This window comes from Enterobacter sp. 237C8, assembly GCF_034106865.1.
Taxonomy (GTDB): Bacteria; Pseudomonadota; Gammaproteobacteria; order Enterobacterales; family Enterobacteriaceae; genus Enterobacter; species Enterobacter asburiae_B.
The window spans coordinates 151,842-172,961 of the sequence record NZ_JAWNDF010000003.1 but is presented as its reverse complement, the minus strand read 5'-3'; the positions used below and the strand labels follow the sequence as shown (position 1 = coordinate 172,961).

Annotated in this window: 28 protein-coding genes and 1 tRNA gene; 20 read left to right on the top strand and 9 right to left on the bottom strand. The window is 56.1% G+C overall.

Translation table 11 applies throughout. The annotated features are described in order from the left end of the window. The first annotated feature begins 5 nt into the window (after nucleotides 1–5). The 9 genes from lysB (at nucleotide 6) to USF70_RS12545 (ending at nucleotide 5,279) form a co-directional block, all read left to right on the top strand. The gene (lysB, locus tag USF70_RS12585) at nucleotides 6–419 is read left to right on the top strand and encodes an Rz-like lysis system protein LysB (protein ID WP_071891638.1); all 414 of its coding nucleotides are present in this window, start codon (nucleotides 6–8) and stop codon (nucleotides 417–419) included. Beyond that, entirely contained in the window at nucleotides 307–552 is a 246-nt protein-coding gene (gene lysC / locus USF70_RS12580) for an Rz1-like lysis system protein LysC (protein WP_231926973.1), read from the top strand. The genes lysB and lysC overlap by 113 nt, the downstream gene beginning before the upstream one ends. Next, a complete protein-coding gene (locus tag USF70_RS12575) occupies nucleotides 515–982 on the top strand; it encodes a phage tail protein (RefSeq protein ID WP_064673338.1) in 468 nt (155 codons plus the stop codon). The genes lysC and USF70_RS12575 overlap by 38 nt, the downstream gene beginning before the upstream one ends. Nucleotides 983–1,094: 112 nt before the next feature. Next, a complete protein-coding gene (locus USF70_RS12570) occupies nucleotides 1,095–1,736 on the top strand; it encodes a phage baseplate assembly protein V (protein WP_320735675.1) in 642 nt (213 codons plus the stop codon). After that, on the top strand, nucleotides 1,733–2,083 hold the full coding sequence (locus tag USF70_RS12565) for a GPW/gp25 family protein (RefSeq protein WP_320735674.1): 351 nt from the start codon (nucleotides 1,733–1,735) through the stop codon (nucleotides 2,081–2,083). Before USF70_RS12570 ends, USF70_RS12565 begins: the two co-directional genes overlap by 4 nt. A 5-nt stretch (nucleotides 2,084–2,088) precedes the next feature. Next, nucleotides 2,089–2,997, top strand: a complete 909-nt coding sequence (locus USF70_RS12560; RefSeq protein ID WP_033146687.1) for a baseplate assembly protein — start codon at nucleotides 2,089–2,091, stop codon at nucleotides 2,995–2,997. Further along, complete coding sequence (locus USF70_RS12555) at nucleotides 2,990–3,598, top strand: phage tail protein I (RefSeq protein ID WP_224979552.1); 609 nt, start codon at nucleotides 2,990–2,992, stop codon at nucleotides 3,596–3,598. The genes USF70_RS12560 and USF70_RS12555 overlap by 8 nt, the downstream gene beginning before the upstream one ends. After that, nucleotides 3,595–4,680 (top strand): phage tail protein, encoded by a 1,086-nt coding sequence (locus USF70_RS12550; RefSeq protein WP_232938735.1) that lies wholly within the window; start codon nucleotides 3,595–3,597, stop codon nucleotides 4,678–4,680. The genes USF70_RS12555 and USF70_RS12550 overlap by 4 nt, the downstream gene beginning before the upstream one ends. Then, a complete protein-coding gene (locus tag USF70_RS12545; RefSeq protein WP_033146685.1) occupies nucleotides 4,680–5,279 on the top strand; it encodes a tail fiber assembly protein in 600 nt (199 codons plus the stop codon). Before USF70_RS12550 ends, USF70_RS12545 begins: the two co-directional genes overlap by 1 nt. An 86-nt stretch (nucleotides 5,280–5,365) precedes the next feature. Here the strand turns inward: USF70_RS12545 and USF70_RS12540 are convergent, their stop codons facing one another. Further along, nucleotides 5,366–5,560 (bottom strand): hypothetical protein, encoded by a 195-nt coding sequence (locus tag USF70_RS12540; protein WP_064673334.1) that lies wholly within the window; start codon nucleotides 5,558–5,560, stop codon nucleotides 5,366–5,368. Then, nucleotides 5,547–5,804 carry a hypothetical protein gene (locus USF70_RS12535; RefSeq protein WP_223998064.1) on the bottom strand — a complete coding sequence of 86 codons (258 nt, stop codon included), beginning with the start codon at nucleotides 5,802–5,804 and terminating at the stop codon, nucleotides 5,547–5,549. The genes USF70_RS12540 and USF70_RS12535 overlap by 14 nt, the downstream gene beginning before the upstream one ends. Before the next feature lie 155 nt (nucleotides 5,805–5,959). On the opposite strand from USF70_RS12535, the gene USF70_RS12530 reads away from it, so the two are divergent. The 9 genes from USF70_RS12530 to USF70_RS12490 all read left to right on the top strand — a co-directional run bounded on the left by USF70_RS12530 (nucleotide 5,960) and on the right by USF70_RS12490 (nucleotide 13,013). Beyond that, nucleotides 5,960–6,553 (top strand): recombinase family protein, encoded by a 594-nt coding sequence (locus USF70_RS12530; protein WP_033146684.1) that lies wholly within the window; start codon nucleotides 5,960–5,962, stop codon nucleotides 6,551–6,553. 58 nt (nucleotides 6,554–6,611) lie between these two features. Continuing rightward, on the top strand, nucleotides 6,612–7,799 hold the full coding sequence (locus USF70_RS12525; RefSeq protein ID WP_320735673.1) for a phage tail sheath protein: 1,188 nt from the start codon (nucleotides 6,612–6,614) through the stop codon (nucleotides 7,797–7,799). A gap of 11 nt (nucleotides 7,800–7,810) precedes the next feature. Further along, nucleotides 7,811–8,329 carry a phage major tail tube protein gene (locus USF70_RS12520; RefSeq protein WP_023309235.1) on the top strand — a complete coding sequence of 173 codons (519 nt, stop codon included), beginning with the start codon at nucleotides 7,811–7,813 and terminating at the stop codon, nucleotides 8,327–8,329. Between the two features lie 56 nt (nucleotides 8,330–8,385). Then, a complete protein-coding gene (locus USF70_RS12515; protein ID WP_033146681.1) occupies nucleotides 8,386–8,694 on the top strand; it encodes a phage tail assembly protein in 309 nt (102 codons plus the stop codon). A gap of 32 nt (nucleotides 8,695–8,726) precedes the next feature. After that, nucleotides 8,727–8,846: a GpE family phage tail protein gene (locus USF70_RS12510; RefSeq protein ID WP_023616176.1), complete on the top strand. Its 120-nt coding sequence runs from the start codon at nucleotides 8,727–8,729 to the stop codon at nucleotides 8,844–8,846. Then, the gene (locus USF70_RS12505) at nucleotides 8,839–11,118 is read left to right on the top strand and encodes a phage tail tape measure protein (RefSeq protein WP_320735672.1); all 2,280 of its coding nucleotides are present in this window, start codon (nucleotides 8,839–8,841) and stop codon (nucleotides 11,116–11,118) included. The genes USF70_RS12510 and USF70_RS12505 overlap by 8 nt, the downstream gene beginning before the upstream one ends. 11 nt (nucleotides 11,119–11,129) lie before the next feature. Further along, on the top strand, nucleotides 11,130–11,594 hold the full coding sequence (locus tag USF70_RS12500) for a phage tail protein (protein ID WP_023309232.1): 465 nt from the start codon (nucleotides 11,130–11,132) through the stop codon (nucleotides 11,592–11,594). Continuing rightward, on the top strand, nucleotides 11,591–12,745 hold the full coding sequence (locus USF70_RS12495; RefSeq protein WP_232938733.1) for a phage late control D family protein: 1,155 nt from the start codon (nucleotides 11,591–11,593) through the stop codon (nucleotides 12,743–12,745). The genes USF70_RS12500 and USF70_RS12495 overlap by 4 nt, the downstream gene beginning before the upstream one ends. A 67-nt stretch (nucleotides 12,746–12,812) precedes the next feature. Next, entirely contained in the window at nucleotides 12,813–13,013 is a 201-nt protein-coding gene (locus tag USF70_RS12490) for an ogr/Delta-like zinc finger family protein (RefSeq protein WP_029741756.1), read from the top strand. Nucleotides 13,014–13,094: 81 nt separating this feature from the next. Here USF70_RS12490 and USF70_RS12485 read toward each other — a convergent pair. After that, nucleotides 13,095–13,170, bottom strand: a tRNA-Ile gene (locus tag USF70_RS12485). Nucleotides 13,171–13,295: 125 nt separating this feature from the next. On the opposite strand from USF70_RS12485, the gene mug reads away from it, so the two are divergent. After that, the gene (mug, locus tag USF70_RS12480) at nucleotides 13,296–13,802 is read left to right on the top strand and encodes a G/U mismatch-specific DNA glycosylase (RefSeq protein ID WP_029741755.1); all 507 of its coding nucleotides are present in this window, start codon (nucleotides 13,296–13,298) and stop codon (nucleotides 13,800–13,802) included. A 102-nt stretch (nucleotides 13,803–13,904) separates the two neighbouring features. Here mug and rpoD read toward each other — a convergent pair whose 3' ends face one another. The 3 genes from rpoD to rpsU all read right to left on the bottom strand — a co-directional run bounded on the left by rpoD (nucleotide 13,905) and on the right by rpsU (nucleotide 17,982). After that, nucleotides 13,905–15,752: an RNA polymerase sigma factor RpoD gene (gene rpoD, locus USF70_RS12475; RefSeq protein ID WP_023309228.1), complete on the bottom strand. Its 1,848-nt coding sequence runs from the start codon at nucleotides 15,750–15,752 to the stop codon at nucleotides 13,905–13,907. 153 nt (nucleotides 15,753–15,905) lie between these two features. Beyond that, nucleotides 15,906–17,651: a DNA primase gene (dnaG, locus tag USF70_RS12470; RefSeq protein WP_023333458.1), complete on the bottom strand. Its 1,746-nt coding sequence runs from the start codon at nucleotides 17,649–17,651 to the stop codon at nucleotides 15,906–15,908. 115 nt (nucleotides 17,652–17,766) lie between these two features. Beyond that, the gene (rpsU, locus tag USF70_RS12465; RefSeq protein WP_001144069.1) at nucleotides 17,767–17,982 is read right to left on the bottom strand and encodes a 30S ribosomal protein S21; all 216 of its coding nucleotides are present in this window, start codon (nucleotides 17,980–17,982) and stop codon (nucleotides 17,767–17,769) included. 236 nt (nucleotides 17,983–18,218) lie between these two features. Here rpsU and tsaD point away from each other — a divergent pair, with 236 nt between their 5' ends. Beyond that, a complete protein-coding gene (gene tsaD, locus USF70_RS12460) occupies nucleotides 18,219–19,232 on the top strand; it encodes a tRNA (adenosine(37)-N6)-threonylcarbamoyltransferase complex transferase subunit TsaD (RefSeq protein ID WP_167819392.1) in 1,014 nt (337 codons plus the stop codon). A gap of 46 nt (nucleotides 19,233–19,278) precedes the next feature. Here the strand turns inward: tsaD and ureG are convergent, their stop codons facing one another. From ureG to USF70_RS12445, 3 genes are read right to left on the bottom strand one after another with little or no spacing between them, the layout of a single operon-like run. Next, nucleotides 19,279–19,896 (bottom strand): urease accessory protein UreG, encoded by a 618-nt coding sequence (gene ureG / locus USF70_RS12455; protein WP_014071813.1) that lies wholly within the window; start codon nucleotides 19,894–19,896, stop codon nucleotides 19,279–19,281. A 9-nt stretch (nucleotides 19,897–19,905) separates the two neighbouring features. Beyond that, complete coding sequence (locus USF70_RS12450; RefSeq protein ID WP_167819390.1) at nucleotides 19,906–20,580, bottom strand: urease accessory protein UreF; 675 nt, start codon at nucleotides 20,578–20,580, stop codon at nucleotides 19,906–19,908. Beyond that, nucleotides 20,580–21,119, bottom strand: a complete 540-nt coding sequence (locus tag USF70_RS12445) for a HupE/UreJ family protein (protein ID WP_029741751.1) — start codon at nucleotides 21,117–21,119, stop codon at nucleotides 20,580–20,582. Before USF70_RS12445 ends, USF70_RS12450 begins: the two co-directional genes overlap by 1 nt. Nucleotide 21,120: the final 1 nt, after the last annotated feature.

Sequence of the window (21,120 nt, the reverse complement as noted above, 5' to 3'; positions counted from 1 at the left end):
CGCTCATGCTGGCGCTGGCCGGGCTGCTGGCCATCGCGCTGTGGCTTCGTCATGACAACCTGAACCTGTCCCGTTCCTTAGCCGCGGCCAACCGGGTCGCCAGCGAGCAAAAAACGGCCCTCGCCACGCTTAATCAGCAGCTGTCCCTGTCGCAGCGAATGGCCAGAGCAAATGAAAACGCCCAGGTCAGGCTCCGTGAGGAGCTTGTCACCGCGGGCGAGGAGAGGGCAAGACGGGAAGCGACTATCGGGAGATTACTCAATGAAAATGAAGCGTTACGCCGCTGGTATACCGCTCAGCTGCCTGATGCTGTCCGCAGGCTGCACACCCGCACCGCCTGCGCCTCTGCAGCCCATTGTTTACAACGCCTGCCCGAAGGTGAGCCGCTGCCCGATGCCGGGGAGCGAACCCGCCACTAACGGCGATCTCAGCGCGGATATTCGCAGGCTGGAATACGCCCTTATCGCCTGCGCGCTGCAGGTTGAAACCATTAAAGACTGTCAGGATAAACTCGATGCACAAACTCAAGAGCCTGCGTCAGGCATTAATTGACGCGATCCCCCAACTCAATGCCAACCCGGAGCGCCTGCAGATGTCGGTCGGAGGCGGCAATATTGACGCCCGCCAGGCCTCCTCGCTCTCCTTTGAAAAGCGGTATGCGCTGAACGCGAAGGTTAGCGGCTTCACCGGCGACAGCGAGGGATTTTTCGTCCCTGTGCTGGCCTGGCTTCGGGAAAACCAGCCGGATATTTTTACCCTCGATGAAGGCCGCAAAAACGGTTACACCTTCGCGATCGTCTTAAACGATGACGATACGATGGATATCACCATCAGCGTGCAATTAACCGAGCGTATTCTTGTTTCCCAGGAGCAGGGCGCTCTGCACGCGACGTATTCCCCCGAGCCGCCGCTGCCGGAGCCCGTCACGCGTCCGAAGGCGCTGTACGTTAACGGCGAGCTGGTCAGCCAGTGGGAGGAGTAATTTCCCCGCGCTGAAGGCCGCCATCCGACTGCCGTCTGGACCGCTTGTTGTATCATCCCGCAGAAAACCCCGTCTCGTTGCTGCCGTTCCTCCTGAACGGCATTCTCTTCTCATGAATACATTAACTTCCATGAACGGCATCGCTCGCGCGATCCGCAATCTTATTCGTATCGGTGTTGTGACCGATGTTGACCTCAGCAGAGGGCTTTGTCGTGTCCAGACCGGCGGGATGAAAACCACCTGGCTGAACTGGCTCACCTGTCGTGCGGGACGTTCACGCGTCTGGTGGGCCCCTTCCGAGGGAGAGCAGGTGCTGCTGCTGGCCATCGGCGGCGAGCTTGATACCGCCTTTGTGCTGCCCGGCATTTTCTCTGACGACCATCCGGCGCCGTCCGGGTCACCTGATGCGTTCCACGTCTCGTTTCCTGACGGGGCGGTCATCGAGTACGAACCCGGTCGCGGGGCGCTGACGGTTACAGGCATTAAAACGGCCGACATTACCGCCTCTGAATCGCTGACCGCCACCGTGCCGGAGGTGAGGGTGACGTCAACGTCCCGCATCACGCTGGATACGCCTGAAGTGGTGTGTACCAACAAGTTAATTACTGCCTCTCTTGAAGTGCAGAAGGGCGGCGTGATGGCCGGAAATATTGAGCATTCCGGCGGTAAATTCACCTCCAACGGGGTGCAGGTGGATAACCACGCGCACGGCAGTGTGCAAAGCGGTGGAAGCTGGACTAAGGGGACACAATGACGGTGCTTTACAGGGGGATGAACAGGCAGACCGGGCTTAGCCTTTCAGAGGCGGAACACATCCGGCAAAGCGTGCGCGACATTCTGGTTACGCCGATTGGCTCGCGGGTCATGCGGCGGGATTACGGCTCGCTGCTGGCGGCGATGATCGACAGGCCGCAGAGCCCGGCGCTGCGTCTGCAAATCATGGCCGCCTGTTATTCCGCCATCCAGAAATGGGAGCCGCGAATAAGCCTGACGGCCATCACTTTCGAGCGTTCGGAGAACGACGGGACGTTGTATGTCGATATCACCGGCACGCGCCCCACCTCCGGGCAATCCTTTTCTATCACTATTTCACTGAGTTAAACGCTATGGCTATTGTTGATCTGAGCCAGCTCGCCGCGCCTGATGTCGTGGAGGAGGTGGATTATGAAACGCTGTTGGCAGAACGAAAGGCCACCTTTGTCTCCCTCTATCCGGAAGAGGAGCGAGAGGCGATTGCACGGACGCTGACGCTGGAATCCGAGCCGATTGTGAAGCTGCTGCAGGAGAACGCCTACCGGGAAGTTATCTGGCGCCAGCGGGTTAATGAGGCTGCGCTGGCCGTGACGCTGGCTTATTCTTCCGGTCACGATCTGGACGTTATTGCGGGAAACAATAATACCGAACGCCTGACCATCACCCCGGGCGATGACACTACCATTCCGCCAACGGCTGCCGTCATGGAGTCTGATGCTGACCTGCGACTGCGTGCGCAGCAGGCCTTTGAAGGGTTGAGCGTCGCGGGGCCGGTTGGAGCCTATGAATATCATGGTCGAAGCGCCGACGGACGGGTCGCTGACGTTTCGGTTGAAAGCCCTCAGCCCGCATACGTGACGATTTCGGTGTTATCCCGTGAGGGTGATGGTACCGCTCGTCCTGAACTACTGGCGGTTGTTGAAAAAGCGCTTAACGCTGAAACCGTCCGCCCGGTCGGCGATCGTGTAACTGTCCAGTCAGCAGAAATTGTGCCTTACAAGATAAACGCAACGCTCTACGTTTATCCCGGACCAGAAGCTGAACCCATCAGGCAAGCTGCAGAGCAGAAGCTGCAGAATTATATCAGCGCACAGCATCGCCTTGGACGCGATATTCGTCTGTCGGCCATCTATGCAGCACTTCACGTTGAAGGCGTGCAGCGCGTGGAACTGGAATCTCCCCACTCTGACATTGTACTGAGTAAGTCGCAGGCCTCGAACTGTACCTCGTATCAGATAGCAATCGGGGGTTCGGATGAGTGAAAGGCTGTTACCCGTTGGATCCTCGCCGCTGGAAGTCGCCGCTGCCGCTGCGCTCTCGAATATTGAGCGTGTGCCGGTACCTCTACGCACGTTATGGAACCCCAGCGCGTGCCCGGTAAATTTACTTCCCTACCTGGCATGGGCGCTGTCGGTAGACCGTTGGGATGAGGCGTGGCCGGAGAGCACGAAGCGCAGCGTCTGTGCGTCCTCGTTTTTCGTCCATCAGCACAAAGGAACCATCAGCGCATTGCGTCGTGTGGTGGAACCGCTTGGCTTTTTGATTGAGGTACGCGAGTGGTGGCAGCTCGGTGAGGAGCCAGGCACATTCCGTCTGGTTGTCGGTGTGCTTGATAACGGCATCACTGACGAAATGTATCAGGAGCTTGAACGGCTCATTGAGGATGCCAAACCGGCAAGTAGACACATGACCGGGCTGGCTATCAGCCTGAGCTCAACGGGAGAGTTTTATGTCGGCGCAGGATGCTATCACGGCGATGCGCTGGCTGTTTACCCCTATACCACTGAGGAACTTATTGTCGGTGGTGATTATTACCCGGCCTCGGCCATCCATTTGATTGATAACCTGAGAGTGAACGCATGACCGCAAAATATTTTGCCATACTGACGAATCAGGGCGCGGCGCGGCTAGCTAACGCGACGGCACTTGGTACGCAACTCAACCTGACGCAAATGGCGGTAGGCGACGCCAACGGAACGTTGCCAACCCCCGACCCGGCGCAGACGAAGCTCGTCAACCAAAAACGCATAGCGCCGCTGAACCTGCTCGCTGTTGACCCAAACAATACCAGCCAGATCATCGCTGAACAGATTATTCCCGAGAATGAGGGCGGTTTCTGGATCCGAGAGATCGGTCTCTATGACGACGACGGCATTCTGATCGCCGTGGCTAACTGCCCGGAGACATATAAGCCTCAGCTGCAGGAAGGCAGTGGCCGCACGCAGACCATCCGCATGATTCTTATTGTGTCGAGCACATCGTCAATTTCTCTGAAAATTGATCCCTCAGTTGTGCTGGCAACGCGCCAGTACGTTGACGATAAAGTTATCGAGGTTAAGGGCTACGCTGATGATCAGATGAAAAAGCATATTGCTGCTGATAATCCGCATAAACAGTACCCTTTAATCGCCAATGCGTTAAAAGAAATTGCTGCTGCAGGGTTGAGCGCCGAGGTTCTCAAAAACCTTGGTTTGGGAGAAGGCTCTGCTTTGCCTGTCGGTGTACCCGTTCCGTGGCCGTCAGCAACTCCACCGACGGGGTGGCTTAAATGCAACGGAGCCGCGTTCGCGGCTTCCCAATATCCGAATCTGGCACTTGCCTTTCCCGCACTCAAATTGCCAGACCTGCGCGGGGAGTTTATCCGTGGCTGGGATGACGTGCGTGGGATTGATAGTGGTCGAACGCTGCTTTCTTTGCAGCTTGATGCCCTTCAAAAAATGACTGGTTCAGCAAGTAACGGCGCGGCAACTGGCTTCGTGAATAGCAGCACGTCTAATGTCAGCGGAATTTTTAAGCGCGGAAGTAACATTTACCCAAATACTAACGCTCAGAATGCCGATTATCAGGGGGTCGATCTTGTCTTTGATTCATCCCTTGTAGCGCGTTCTGCGACGGAAACCCGTCCGCGCAACATCGCATTTAACTACATCGTGAGGGCCGCATAATGGCGAAGGCAAAATTAAACAATGAGCTTATTGCTACAGTGACCGGTGATATAACTGTGTTTAACTACGATGGTGAAACGCGCGAATATATTTCCTCCTCGGTTGAATATTTAGCGGAAGGTGTAGGTATTCCAGCCTTGTCATGCATTGATGCGCCTGGTGAAATTAAAGAAGGTTTTACTATTTGCCGCACCTTTGACTTAAACGGATGGGAGTACATCGCTGATCATCGCGGTAAAACTGTATATAGCACAAAGTCAGGGGAGAAAGTCACGATTTCCCTACCGGGTGATTATCCGAAAGATACGACGACACAAGCCCCTGGAACGCCATATGATAAGTGGAATGGCAGCGAGTGGATAACCGACGCAAAAGCGAAACACTCTGCGGATGTGGCAAAGGCCGAACAGCAGAAAACTGCATTGCTAGCGGAAGCGTCTGCAATTATCGCACCATTGGTAGATGCTCAGGCTGGAGGCTACATTGATGATGCAGATATCCCTCGTCTGACTGAATGGCAGCGGTATCGTTATAAGTTAACTAAGGTTGATACCGATACCGCTCCGAACCTTAACCTTCCACCGAAACCCGAGGTATAGGTCATTCAATATCGGGTGCTTTTGATGGATCAATAATCATCAGTAGCACCTGATATTTTCTGCATTTAGCCAGACAGCGTATTCATTTATTCGTTGTCAGAGATATCAGATTTAATTTCCATAAGAGATGGCTCACCTTTTTCATTGACGTCAAGTCGCATTCCCTCTGGTATTTCCCGCATCGTGAAAAACCAGTTATCCTCAGGGAGTTGAATAGCACCTCCAGTATCGTGGAAACCATGAATGACCTCTGTCATCGTGATCGGATTAAATAGGCGCATAGTAAACTCTCCACGAAAAACCATTATTTGATGGGGCACCCGTTGCGGCCATTGTGCAACGAGCTTTGAAACCGACATTTGTTGTTAAAGCATCAATGATCATTGATGAATGAGCATAGTTGGGCGTAGTACCGGGATCAGCAGAAAGACGTTCGGCAATGCTGATATAGCGGCTTATACCTGGCAGCGCAATTGGGTAATTAACCGTTGCCAGGCCGTTATCAAGGATTACACCATACCCCATAACCTCAATGGCTCCATCCGACCATATTACCCAAGCTCCATTTGCGTTACTTCCTCGACTGGTTACGTATTTAGCTCCTCCCAAACCAAGGTTTTTGAAAATGCGTGTTTATCCATTAAATGGCATGATTTCCGGTTTTGACGGAGAGAAATACCATGCTTATTGGCTACGTACGCGTGTCAACAAATGAACAAAACACCGCCTTACAGCGTGACGCGCTGCAGCGTTCAGGATGTGAGCTCATTTTTGAAGATAAAATCAGCGGTAAATCGACAAACAGACCGGGACTCAATCGAGCTCTCAGACAACTTAATGCGGGCGATACTCTCGTTGTATGGAAACTTGATCGGCTCGGGCGCAGTATGCGCCACCTCGTTTCAATGACCGAGGAACTACGCCAGCGAAGCATTAACTTCCGCAGTTTGACTGATAGCATTGATACCTCAACGCCAATGGGTCGTTTCTTCTTCCATATCATGGGGGCGCTTGCTGAAATGGAGCGTGAACTCATTGTCGAGAGGACGTGCGCCGGGCTGGCCGCAGCGCGAGAACAGGGACGAATTGGTGGCCGACGCCCTAAATTGACGCAGGAGGAATGGGCTCAGGCTGGCAGGCTGATTGCTTCCGGGGAATCCCGACAGCGCGTTGCGTTAATTTTTGATGTAGGTATTTCCACGCTTTATAAAAAATTCCCCGCCACGATAGTCGGACAATCGTTGTGCCAGCGGCCGCTGGACAGGGATGGTTAGCTCATAGCAAGCCCAGCCGCGACAATATCACTCACCAACTAACCAAGGAGTTAAACGGATGAGTGATTTTCACCACGGCGTGGAAGTTATCGAAATCAACGATGGCACCCGCACCATTTCCACTTTCTCGACGGCAATCATCGGCATGGTCTGTACGGCCAGCGATGCTGACGACAAGACATTTCCTTTAAACGAGCCCGTGCTCATTACCAACGTGCAAAACGCGATTGCGAAAGCCGGCAAGGCGGGGACGCTGTCCGCTTCTCTGCAGGCGATCGCCGACCAGTGCAAACCGGTTGTCGTGGTTGTTCGCGTGGCCGAAGGCACCGCTGAAACCCCGGAAGAGGCGCGCAAGCAGACCGTTTCCAACATCATCGGTACCACCGATGAAAACGGTAAATACACCGGCCTGAAGGCGCTTCTCACAGCGAAAACGGTAACCGGCGTTAAGCCGCGTATTCTCGGCGCGCCGGGGCTGGACTCTCAGGAAGTGGCGACCGCACTGGCCGCAATGTGCCAGAGCCTGCGCGCGTTCGGCTATGTCAGCGCGTGGGGATGTAAAACCATTTCTGAGGCGATTAACTATCGCAAAAACTTCAGCCAGCGCGAGCTGATGGTTATTCATCCTGATTTTCTGGCATGGGATACCACCACGAACGCAACGACAACGGCCTGGGCGACCGCCCACGCGCTTGGCCTGCGCGCCAAAATCGACCAGACCATGGGCTGGCATAAAACCCTGTCAAACGTTGGCGTCAACGGCGTTACTGGCGTAAGCGCTTCTGTCTCCTGGGATCTGCAGGAACAGGCTACCGACGCGAACCTGCTCAACCAGGCTGGCGTCACCACGCTGATTCGCAACGACGGCTTTAAATTCTGGGGTAACCGTACCTGCTCAGACGATCCGTTATTCGTCTTTGAAAACTACACCCGTACCGCACAGGTGCTGGCCGATACCATGGCGGAAGCGCACGCGTGGGCGATGGATAAACCCATCACGCCAACGCTTATTCGCGACATCGTTTCCGGTATTAACGCCAAGTTCCGCGAGCTGAAAACCAACGGCTATATCGTCGACGGCTCCTGCTGGTATGACCCTGAGTCGAACGATGCAACCACCCTGAAAGCGGGGAAACTGTATATCGATTACGACTACACCCCTGTCCCGCCGCTGGAAAATCTGACCCTGCGCCAGCGCATCACCGATACCTATCTGGCAGACCTGTCAGATTCGGTTAACAGCTAAGGAGCTGAAGCATGGCGTTACCACGCAAACTTAAGTACCTAAATATGTTCAACGATGGCCTGAGCTATATGGGCGTTGTCGAGTCCGTGACCCTACCGAAGCTTACCCGCAAGCTGGAGAAGTATCGCGGCGGCGGTATGCCGGGCTCGGTCTCTGTCGACCTCGGCCTGGACGATGATGCCCTGGCGCTGGAGTGGACCGTCGGCGGTCTGCCGGACGCCGCGCTGTGGGCGCAGTACGCCTCTCCGGGCGCGGACAGCGTGCCGCTGCGCTTTACCGGCTCTTATCAGCGCGATGATACCGGCGAAATCTCCGCCGTCGAAATCGTCATGCGCGGCCGTCATAAAGAGTTTGATGGCGGTGAAAACAAGCAGGGCGAGAGCGGCACCACCAAGATGTCCACCGAGTGCGCTTACTACCAGCTGACCATTGATGGCAAAGAGATCATCGAAATCGACATCATCAACATGGTGCTCAAAGTCGACGGCGTCGATCGCCTGGCAGAACACCGTAAGGCCATCGGCCTGTAACCCTTTAACCGGCCGGGATTACCGGCCGGTGAGTTAACTTTCTGAAGAGTAACGAAATGGAACATATCAACGAGACCGCCATGAACGAAAGTGAAAACCCACACATCGTCACGCTTGATAGCCCCGTTCAGCGCGGCGAGCAAAAAATCGAAAAGGTGACCGTCGCAAAACCCAATGCGGGGACCCTGCGCGGCGTATCGCTGGCGTCGCTGGCGCAATCTGACGTGGATGCGCTGATTAAGGTGCTGCCGCGAATGACCTCGCCGGCGCTGACCGAGCATGAGGTTGCACGCCTGGATGCCTGCGATCTGCTCTCTTTTGCAGGTAAGGTGATCGGTTTTTTGTCACCGGCTTCGGCTCGCTAAAATTTCCCGAAAATGTGTCGGTCGACGATCTGATGGCGGATATCGCGGTGATTTTTCACTGGCCGCCGTCAGAACTGTACTCCCTTAGCGTGACCGAACTCCTCTTATGGCGCGAAAAAGCGCTGCAGCGAAGCGGAAACCACCATGAGTAATAATGTCAGTCTTCAGGAGCTGCTTAAGGCAGTCGACCGGGCAACCCGACCGCTTAACGCTCTCCAGAACGCCAGCCTCACTCTCGCGAGCGATATCCGCGATGCGCAGACGGCGCTGGGGGCGCTCGATGAGCAGGCGGGGCGCATTAACGGCTTCAGAAAAGCAAATGCCCGGCTCGCCACGACGGAGCAGTCGCTTGCTCAGGCGAAACAGCAGGCCGCGGCGCTGGCGGTACAGTTTAAAAACACGCAAAACCCCACCCAGGCGCAGGCTGATGCGCTGACTGCAGCCCGAAAATCGGCAGTCGACCTGAAGCATGAGTACAACAGCTTACGCTACTCGGTACAGCGTCAGCGTACTGAACTCGCTCAGGCGGGAGTGAACACGCGCACGCTCTCGTCGGATGAACGTCGTTTAAAAAGTCACATCAGCGAAAAAACGCAGCAGCTTAACCGACAGCGGGAGGCGCTGGCCCGCGTCAATCAGCAGCAGGAGCGGCTGAGTGTCGTTCAGAATCGCTACGAGTCAGGCAAACGCGTTACCGCGCGGGTGCGTCAGCTTGCGAATACGGGCGTGGGCATCGCAAAAGCGGGCTTTGACCAGACGTCCCGGTTTATGGCGCCTGGCATCAGCTTTGAAAAGCAGATGTCGGCCATTCAGGCAAACCTTGGTCTGGCGAAGGGGGATCCCCGGCTTGAGGCCATTCGCCAGCAGACGCGTGAGGTCAGCGCCAGGACCGGAGTACCCGCAGATACGATCCTCCGGGCACAAACTGAACTGACTCGTTCAGGCTATGACGTCGATGGGCTGCTTGCGGCCATCGCGCCAACGGTCAACCTCAGCCTGGCGGGGAATGTCGACGCGGCTAACGCGGCCGATATGATCGCCAGCACGCAGGCCGCGTATAGCCTGGCCGATGCGGACGCGGGACGCATCGCAGATGTGCTTACGCGCGGTTCTGCCTCTTCGAATACCAGCCTCGCTGAGATAGTGGCGGCCGTTACCTCCGCTGCGCCCGCTGCGGATGCCGCCGGTATGGGGCTTGAAGAGACCACCGCGCTGCTTGGCGTTCTGGCGGAAAAAGGAATGAAAGGCGCTGCCGCGGGGGACGCGCTCAGCGCGATGTTGCGCCATGTTCAGACTCCGGATGCCATAAAAGCCGCGGGGGCGCTGGCTTCCGCGGCGGGTGATGGATCGCTTGATGAAAAACGCCAGCAGTTGCAGGGGGCAAAGGGCAGTACCGCGCTCGCGGCTTCCGTGCAGACCGATAATCTTGACGGTGATATCAACCGATTCCAGGCCGCGTGGAACGGGTTGAAGATTGATGTATTTGATAAAGCGGATGGCGCTCTGCGCAACCTGATAACAACCGCAACCGGCTGGCTTGGTACGGCCTCCCTTTGGGTGAATGCCAACCCTGAGCTGACGCAGACCCTCGCCAGCATCGTTGTCGGCGCGCAGGCGTTTGCTGGCGTACTGGGTGGCGTAGGCACGGTTATCGGCCCGGTACTGACGGGCGTCAATATGGTTATTACCGCGGCCGGGATGTTGGGAACGGTATTCAGCGTGGTGGGCGGCGCCATCATGACGGTGCTGGGTGCCCTTAGCTGGCCGGTGATTGCCCTTGGCGCGGCGATTGCTGCCGGTGCTTTGCTGATTTTTAAATACTGGGAGCCCATCAGCGCCTTCTTTGGCGGGGTGATGGAAGGGCTTTCAACGGCTTTCGCACCGCTGGGTGCGCTGTTCTCACCGGTGATGGCGGTGTTTGACGCTATCTCGGAGAAGCTGGGCGGTATCTGGCAATGGTTCACCGACTTGATTACGCCGATCAAGGCGACGCAGGAAACGCTGGATGGCTGTAAAAACGCTGGCGTGATTTTTGGTCAGGCGCTGGGCGATGCGTTAATGGCCCCGCTTGATCTCTTTAATAGCCTGAGCGGCAAGGCCAGCTGGCTGCTGGAGAAGCTCGGTATTATCAAAAACGAGTCGGGCGATCTCGACGCCGCTGCGGCAAAAGCAGAAGCGGCATCCTCACCGGCGGGCAGCGCTTATATTCCGGGCGCGGGGATCTCTGGCGGCAGCCTGGGGTATCAGCCGACCATCGCTACTGGAGGACGCTCTTACGTCGATCAGAGTAAAAGCGAATATAACATCACGCTGCAGGGGGGCACGGCCTCCGGAACGGATCTGACGCGTCAAATCCGGGAGACGATAGATAGCATTGAACAGGATAAAGCGAGACGGCAGCAATCCAGCTTTATGTATAGTTGAGGAGAGAGAAAATGTTAATGGTGCTGGGGCTGTTTGTCTTTGAACGACGAACCTTACCGTATCAGTCAATGATATTCACAAAAGACTACCGCTGGGCATCCAGCGCTCGCATCGGGAAACCCAAAGCCTGGCAGTACCTTGGCGAAGGTGAGACATCCTTTAGCCTCTCCGGCTTACTTTACCCGGAACTCACGGGAGGGCGGCTTTCGCTCAAGGCGGTTGAGCTGATGGCAAATGAGGGGCGGGCATGGCCGCTGATAGACGGTACCGGCATCATTCACGGCATGTTTGTCATTGAGAAAGTCACGCACACGCATTCGGATTTTTACAGTGACGGTACCGCCCGAAAAATTGAGTTTACCCTGTCGCTAAAACGCGTGGACGAATCGCTGATGACGACGTTTGGCGACCTGCGAACGCAGGCCTCAGAGCTGGTGGAAAGCGCACGGAATAGCATTGGAGGGCTGGTGGGATGATCACCGAAATGAATATCCGGGCGGGTGGAAAAATCGCCCCTGATTTTATGCTTAAGCTTGACGATCGTGATATCACGCAAAATTTCAGCCATCGTCTTATCAGCCTGACCATGACCGACAAACGGGGGCTGGAAGCCGATCAGCTGGATATTCTGCTGGATGATTCCGACGGGCTGCTGGACTTGCCTGCCCGGGGGGCAAGGCTGTCCTTATGGCTGGGATGGGAGGGTACCCCGCTCGAGGAGAAAGGGGACTTTACGATTGATGCGATTCATTTCCGGGGCGCGCCGGACACGCTGACCATCCAGGGATTCAGCGCAGATTTTCGTGGAAAGCTAAACGTGCGGCGCGAACAGTCGTGGCATGACACGACGATTGGCGCAATAGTCGATACCATCGCTCAGCGTAACCAGTTGACCGCCAGCGTCGCGTCGGGGCTTGCATCCATCGCCATCTCTCATATTGACCAGTCTCAGGAGACAGACGCGGCCTTCCTCTCCCGCCTTGCTGAACGTAATGGAGCATTTGTTTCAATCAAAGCCGGGAAGATTATCTTTATGAAAGCGGGCCAGGCCGTGACGGCCAGCGGCACTCCGCTTTCCTTAATGATGATTGAACGTGGGGATGGCGATAAGCACCTTTTTTCCATAACTGACCGTGAAAATTATTCCGGCGTAACGGCCAAATGGCTGCAAACGCGTGACCCCAAACAACAAAATCCTCAATTGAGTATTAATCGTCAGTCCGGAGGGCAGCAGACAGAAGCACTGCAGCACCCGGATGCCGCCGCACCGGTAGCGGGAGCAGCAGGCAAGGAGCAGAAACCGCAAGAGAGGCTGGTGGGATCGGCGGAGAACGTATTTGAGCTAACCACGGTTTATGCCTCTGAAGAGCAGGCGCTCAGGGCCGCAGAGGCTAAGTGGCGCGCGCTTCAGCGGGGAACCGTAGAGTTTTCCATCCAGCTTGCCCTGGGACGCGCCGATCTGTTCCCCGAAACGCCGGTACTGGTAAACGGTTTTAAACGCATCATCGACGAGCAGGCGTGGATCATCAGCGAGGTGGTGCATACCCTCAACGATAGCGGATTTACCACGCAGCTTAAGCTTGAGCTGAACGTCAGCGGCGAAAAATTTACTGTTGATAGTGAGTAATGTAGTTGCTATTGGTTTTATTTTGGGTATTATTGATTCACAAAATGTGAATCAAGTGGAGGGGTACATGTTTCATTGTCCTAAGTGCAAGCACTCTGCGCATGCGCGTACCAGTCGCTATCTAAGTGAAAATACCAAAGAGCGCTATCATCAGTGCACCAATGTGGATTGCAGCTGTACGTTCGTGACGATGGAGTCCGTGGAGCGCCTGATCGCGACCCCGGGCGCCTCTGAGCGTGTCCGAACGGCTTCGCTAAACCACGGTTAGCGGCTGCGTTGCCGGCTCAAAAAATCAATAAAAAAGCCACTCAATTGAGTGGCTTAATCATATGATTCTAAAACTAAAATTTGGTGGCCCCTGCTGGACTTGAACCAGCGACCAAGCGATTATGAGTCGCCTGCTCTAACCACTGAGCTAAGGGGCCGTGGCGGTGAATTATAAAGTAACTCCCCGCAGCAATCCAGCCATTCACACCTGCCTGCTGTTTTTATAAACAACGCATAATCAATCCTTTATACTTCCCAGACGATGTATCGAGCGGGAGTAAAGATGATCAACGATATTCTGGCCCCAGGCCTGCGGGTGGTGTTCTGCGGAATCAACCCGGGCAAGTCCTCGGCGCACACCGGTTTTCACTTCGCCCATCCGGGGAATCGCTTCTGGAAGGTGATCTACCAGGCCGGGTTTACCGACAGGCTACTCAAGCCCGAAGAGGAGCAGCATCTGCTGGATACGCGCTGCGGGATCACCATGCTGGTCGAGCGGCCTACGGTGCAGGCAAGCGAGGTCAACCTGCATGAGCTGCGCAGCGGCGGGCGGGAGCTGATCAAGAAGATAGAGGATTATCAGCCCGCCGCGCTGGCGATCCTCGGCAAGCAGGCCTACGAGCAAGCGTTTAGCCAGCGTGGAACGCAGTGGGGCAAGCAGAGCATCATGATTGGCGTTACGCAGGTGTGGGTGCTGCCGAACCCGAGCGGGCTCAACAGGGCGACGCTGGATAAGCTGGTGGAAGCGTATCGCGAGCTGGATGAGGCGCTGATGGTGCGGGGGCTGTAATCCTCTGAGGCCTGATGCCCTCACCCTTACCCTTTCCCACAGGGAGAGGGAATAAACAAAAAAAAAGCTCCCCGAAGGGAGCTTTTTCACTGTCAGGACCGATTAGTCGTCCAGGAAGCTACGCAGTACTTCAGAGCGGCTTGGATGACGCAGCTTACGCAGCGCCTTCGCTTCGATCTGACGGATACGTTCGCGGGTAACGTCGAACTGTTTACCCACTTCTTCCAGCGTGTGGTCGGTGTTCATATCAATACCGAAACGCATACGCAGGACTTTTGCTTCACGGGCGGTCAGGCCAGCCAGAACGTCGTGCGTCGCAGCGCGCAGGCTCTCGGTGGTCGCAGAGTCCAGCGGCAGCTCGAGGGTGGTATCCTCAATGAAATCACCCAGATGCGAATCTTCATCATCACCGATTGGTGTTTCCATGGAGATTGGCTCTTTGGCGATCTTCAGCACTTTACGGATCTTGTCTTCCGGCATCAGCATGCGCTCGGCCAGCTCTTCCGGCGTCGGCTCGCGGCCCATCTCCTGCAGCATCTGGCGAGAGATACGGTTGAGCTTGTTGATGGTCTCAATCATATGCACCGGGATACGGATGGTGCGCGCCTGATCCGCGATAGAGCGGGTGATAGCCTGACGGATCCACCAGGTTGCGTAGGTGGAGAACTTGTAACCACGACGGTATTCAAACTTATCTACCGCTTTCATCAGACCGATGTTACCTTCCTGAATCAGATCCAGGAACTGCAGACCACGGTTGGTGTATTTCTTGGCGATAGAGATAACCAGACGCAAGTTCGCTTCAACCATCTCTTTCTTCGCTCGGCGGGCTTTCGCTTCACCGATGGACATACGACGGTTGATGTCTTTAACCTGCTCGATGGTCAGGCCGGTCTCTTCTTCAATCTGATGCAGTTTCTGCAGGCCGCGATGCACATCGTCCTTCACGTCGTGCAGTTTTTCAGACCACGGCTTGTTCATCGCGATAGCCGCGTTGAACCAGGTTTCGCTGGTTTCGTTGCCGGTGAAGAGGGTGATGAAGTTCTTCTTCGGCATTTTGCACTGCTCAACGCACAGCTTCATGATGATGCGTTCCTGGGTACGTACGCGATCCATCATCACGCGCATGCTGTTCACCAGGTAGTCGAACTGTTTTGGCACCAGGCGGAACTGTTTGAAGACTTCAGACAGCTTCAGGATCTCTTCCTGAGCGGCGGCATGGCTGCGGCCTTTCGCTTTGATGGTGTCACGCGTCACTTCGTACTGGGTACGCAGCTCGGCAAATTTCTCACGCGCCAGCTCCGGGTCGATGCTGTTGTCATCGTCCGCGGTGTCGTCGTCGCTCTCTTCCTCATCTTCGTCTTCGTCATCATCCATCTCTTCCTGAGACAGTTCTGAACCGACGTGAGTGGCGGTTGGCGCCATATCTTCTTCAGCGTTCGGGTCGACAAAACCGGTGATCAGGTCAGACAGGCGCGCTTCTTCCGCTTCAACGCGATCGTACTGCTCCAGCAGATAGGTGATCGCTTCCGGGTACTCGGCAACAGAGCACTGAACCTGGTTGATCCCGTCTTCGATGCGTTTTGCGATGTCAATTTCGCCTTCGCGGGTCAACAGTTCAACGGTACCCATTTCGCGCATGTACATGCGGACCGGGTCAGTGGTACGCCCGATTTCAGATTCCACGCTGGACAGTACCTGTGCAGCAGCTTCTTCCGCATCTTCGTCAGTGTTGTTGGAGGTTTCAGCCAGCAACAGATCATCGGCATCCGGTGCTTCTTCCATCACCTGAATGCCCATGTCATTGATCATTTGGATGATATCTTCGATTTGATCTGAATCGACGATATCTTCCGGCAGATGGTCATTGACCTCGGCATAGGTCAGATAGCCTTGCTCCTTACCACGTTGGACAAGAAGTTTCAGCTGTGACTGCGGGTTTTGCTCCATAAGACGGTATCCACACTTAATTCGTTTGATTGGTGTCGGCGATGGGGCTGCCAACCTTTAAAGCGAGGGCGTACTTATATTTTTGCCGCTGCCTCTCAGTGCGGCTGCCGGGGGCTTCCCGATCGATATTCGGCACTTAAGCCGTTAAATTTTTTATTTCTTCGCCAGTTCCTGGTTAATCATCCAGAGCTCCCGGCGTTCTTCGCTGCTTAAACCGTGTGTGCGCTCGCGAGCAATCAACTCTTCCTGGCGCAGCTCAAGCATCGAATCAAACATATGGTTGAGTGAGTCGGTGAACGTTTTTTCTGCAATGTCCTTATCTGCTATATCGTCCCACATCGACAATTTTTCAAGGGTAGCGGCCTCTTTTGTGCCGCGATAATGCTCTAAAAGTTGTCCGGTGGTCAGACCTGGCTGAGACAAACACGTATTGACCAGTTCTGAAAATAAGCCAAGTCCGGGCAATTTTTCGTGGTTTAAACCCGCCAGCGACGGCACCTGCGGCGCAAGCTCGGGGTTTTGGACCAGCAACCCTATCAGTATACGCATGGTTGTGCGTTTTAGCTGAGGCGCGGGGCGAACCGCACCGTTTTCAGCCTGTTTTGGCATTAAACGTTCAAGCTGGCTGTCATCCAGAATGCCGAGCTTGTTGCCTAACTCCTGACGCAGATAGATGCGAAGCGTTTCGCCGGGCACCTGGCTGATTAACGGCAGCGCCAGCGTACTGAGCTGCGCGCGCCCGTCAGGGGTACTCAAATCGACCTGCGGCATCAGGCTGTTAAACAAAAACGTGGAGAGCGGCTGAGCCTGCTCCATCCGCGCTTCAAACGCCGCTTTGCCCTCTTTACGCACCAGCGTATCCGGGTCTTCACCGTCGGGCAGAAACATAAAGCGTAGCTGACGCCCGTCGGTCATATAGGGTAGCGCGGTTTCCAGCGCGCGCCAGGCGGCGTCGCGTCCTGCGCGGTCACCGTCGTAACAGCAGATGACGTTATTGGTCACCCTGAACAGCAGTTGAATATGATCGGCGGTGGTGGACGTCCCTAACGACGCAACCGCGTAGTTGATGTCGTACTGCGCCAGGGCCACGACGTCCATATAGCCTTCGACGACCAGAAGACGCGGAGGTTCCGCATTATTCTGCTGCGCCTCATAAAGGCCGTACAGCTGGCGGCCCTTATGGAAAATATCGGTTTCCGGGGAGTTGAGGTATTTCGGCAGGGCATCACCCAGCACGCGACCACCAAAACCAATTACCCGGCCACGCTTGTCGCGGATCGGGAACATCACCCGTTCGCGGAAGCGGTCGTAGCTTCGTCCCTGGTCGTTGGTGACCAGCATGCCTGCATCGATGAGAGACTTACGATCTTCGCTATTGCCGCCAAAACGCTTTAACACGTTGTCCCAGCCGGGCGGGGCGTAACCAATAGCGAAACGCGCAATGACATCGTCGCTCAGTCCGCGCTTGTTCAGATACTGACGCGCAGGCTCAGCCGCAGAGTGCTTAAGAGACTGTTGGTAAAACGAATTCAGGCCATCCATCAGTTGATACAGCGTTTGCCGTTGATGGCGCTCGATCTGACTTGGCCCACTGCCTGCTTCATACGGCACTTCAAGGTTATGCATCGCCGCCAGCTCTTCGACGGTTTCAACGAACTCGAGCTTGTCGTAGTTCATCAAAAAATCGACGGCATTACCGTGTGCGCCACAGCCGAAGCAATGGTAGAACTGCTTTTCACCGTTAACGGTGAAGGAGGGGGTTTTTTCGTTATGGAACGGACAGCACGCATGGTAGTTCTTGCCCTGCTTTTTTAGCTTTACCCGCGCGTCGATGAGATCGACGATGTCGGTTCTGGCAAGCAGGTCATTGATGAAAACGCGTGGGATTCTTCCGGCCATATGCCCCGTTATTTTTAGTGACTCATAAACGAAAACAAGCCGCGCATTCCTTCCGGAAGCACGGCCTTACGACTATTACTCTGTCTGTCAATTGAGGGCTGAGGCCCTCAACCAATTAGTACAGACGAGTACGGCGTGCGTTTTCGCGAGCCAGTTTCTTCGCGTGACGTTTCACAGCGGAAGCTTTAGCGCGCTTACGTTCGGTCGTTGGTTTTTCATAAAACTCACGACGACGAACTTCAGCCAGAACACCTGCTTTCTCGCATGAACGTTTGAAGCGACGCAGTGCTACGTCGAACGGCTCGTTTTCACGTACTTTAATTACCGGCATGTAACTCTCACCTTTAATAAATTCGGTTTGCCGCTGGCATCAACGCCAGCTTATTTCAAAATGGTGCGGAATTTTACTGCAAATGCTGCTGCTTTGTAAAGCACCGATGCGATTTTGAAAGGGACTTTAATAAGGGTGAGGAGTATACACGAGCCTTCTTCCTGGGGCGAACAAAGTTTTACATCAACCCGCCCAGGCTCTACACTGCGCGGTATTGAAACGAGGTAAAACAAGTCATGCGTGTACTGGGTATTGAAACATCCTGCGATGAAACCGGCATCGCCATTTACGACGACGAAAAAGGGCTTCTGGCCAACCAGCTGTATAGTCAGGTGAAATTGCACGCTGACTACGGCGGCGTCGTACCTGAACTGGCCTCTCGTGACCACGTGCGTAAAACGGTTCCCCTGATTCAGGCGGCGCTGAAAGAGGCCGGGTTGAGTTCAAACGATATCGACGCTGTGGCCTATACCGCAGGCCCGGGCCTGGTCGGCGCGCTGCTGGTCGGCGCAACGGTTGGCCGTTCGCTGGCGTTTGCGTGGGATGTGCCGGCGATCCCGGTTCACCATATGGAAGGGCACCTTCTGGCGCCGATGCTGGAAGAGAATCCGCCTGAATTCCCGTTTGTGGCGCTGCTGGTCTCCGGCGGTCATACGCAGCTGATTAGCGTAACGGGCATTGGCAAGTACGAGCTGCTGGGCGAGTCGATCGACGACGCCGCCGGTGAAGCGTTCGATAAAACCGCCAAGCTGCTGGGTCTGGATTATCCGGGCGGCCCGATGCTGTCAAAAATGGCGTCGCAGGGAACGGAAGGGCGCTTTGTCTTCCCGCGTCCGATGACCGACCGTCCAGGGCTGGATTTCAGCTTCTCCGGGCTGAAAACCTTCGCGGCGAATACGATTCGCAATAACGATGACAGCGAGCAGACCCGCGCCGATATCGCCCGCGCGTTCGAAGATGCGGTGGTGGACACGCTGATGATCAAGTGCAAGCGCGCGCTGGATCAGACCAGCTTTAAGCGTCTGGTGATGGCGGGTGGCGTGAGCGCTAACCGCACGCTGCGCGCGAAGCTCGCCGAGATGATGCAAAAGCGTCGCGGGGAAGTGTTCTATGCCCGTCCGGAATTCTGCACCGACAACGGCGCGATGATCGCTTACGCCGGAATGGTGCGCCTGAACGCGGGCGCAACGTCCGACCTGAGCGTGTCCGTGCGTCCGCGCTGGCCGCTGGCGGAACTGCCGGAGGCGTAACCGCCTCACCTTAACCCTCTCCCCACAGGGAGAGGGGATCGTTTGACTACACCCGCAGCATCCCTTTCTCTTCCAGAAACGCAATAATCGTCGCTAACCCGTCACCCGCCTTCAGGTTGGTAAAGGTCCACGGGCGCTCGCCGCGCATGCGGTTGGTGTCGCGCTCCATCACCTCCAGCGACGCACCGACGTACGGCGCGAGGTCGGTTTTGTTGATCACCAGAAAATCGGATTTGGTGATCCCCGGCCCGCCCTTGCGCGGGATTTTTTCCCCTTCGGCCACGTCGATCACGTAGATGGTCAGATCCGCCAGCTCCGGGCTGAACGTCGCGCTCAGGTTGTCTCCGCCGCTTTCCACGAAGATCAGATCCAGATTGCCGAACTTCTCGCTTAACGCCTCCACCGCCGCCAGGTTCATCGACGCATCTTCACGAATGGCGGTATGCGGGCAGCCGCCCGTCTCCACGCCCACGATGCGCTCCGGCTCCAGCGCGCCTGCCTCGGTGAGGATGCGCTGATCCTCTTTGGTGTAGATATCGTTCGTGACCACCGCCAGGTGATACGTGTCGCGCATCGCCTTGCAGAGCGCTTCCAGCAGCGCGGTTTTGCCCGATCCTACCGGGCCGCCCACGCCTACGCGCAGGGGATGTTTGTAATCAGCCATGTTGACTCCTCAGGAACGGAATAGTCGTGAATATTGGGTTTCGTGGCGCGCGGAGGCGATGGCGGACAGCGGCGTTGCTGCCCCCAGCGCGTCGTCGTTACGCAAAAATGCCTGTTCAAGTCCGGCGGCGTAATGGTCGCCCAGTTCGATAATCAGCTGCTGCGCGGCCTGTTGCCCAAACGGCACCAGCTTGACGCCCGCCATCACAGCACTCTCCATCCAGCTGTAGCCAAGGCTCAGCGCCAGCTCGTGCGCGCTAATGCCCCAGCGCACGCCGAGCCAGGCCATACCGCAGAGCTGGCTTTGCATAAACAGCGGCAGCCATTCGGGCGGACAGTCAGGTTCCCAGCTCTTAATCAGCCGCGTAAACGCCGCTCCACGGTTGCGCTCCTCTTCGCGCAGCTCGCGCGTTTCCCGGCAGGCGAGAAGGTATGCCGTCCAGCGTTTTGCATTTGTAAGAGAGCGTTGCTCACAGGCCTGATAAAGACGGATAAACAGCGGCAGATCGACGCAGAAAAAGCTCTGCTCCATCTGCTGGATTTGCCAGCGTTTGAACGCGTCGGCGTCGGTGACCCAGCCTGCCTCAACGGCCCACTCCAGCCCCTGCGACCAGGTAAACGACCCGACCGGCAGGCTGCTGCTTGAGAGCTGCATCAGGCGCAGCCTCTGGCGGGCGTGCTCCATCAGCTCATCAGCGCCAGCAGGGCAGAGACGATCAGCCCGCCGCCGAAGGTTTTACGCAGGCCGTCGTGACGGCGCAGCAGCAGCCCTGCGGCAAAGCTGGCGCACAGCACCGTGGCGCTGGCGAGCATAAAGCCGCTGGTGAAGAGCCAGAAGCTGTGGCCGGACATCTCCACGCCGTGCGCCCAGCCGTGGAACATCGCCAGGGCAGGTACCGCCAGCAGCAGACGGTTTTCAGTTTTAAACATCATCACGCCGGATACCGCCAGCGAGGCGATAATCAGCATCTCCATGCCGCTGAAGCCGCCGAGCAGGCTGCCCGCAATGGCGCCGACAAGCATCATCCCGAGGGTGGCAAACGGCAGCAGGAGTTTGCGGCCGCTCAGGGCCGAGAGCACGCCAGCACCGGTGAGCATCAGCAGGTGATCGAGCCCTGTCAGCGGGTGGAGAAAACCGGCCTGAAAGCTGTCGGTACCGTGGCCGGGATGCGCGAGCGCGGGAACGGAAAAAGCCAGCAGTAACAGCGGTAAATACTTGCGCATG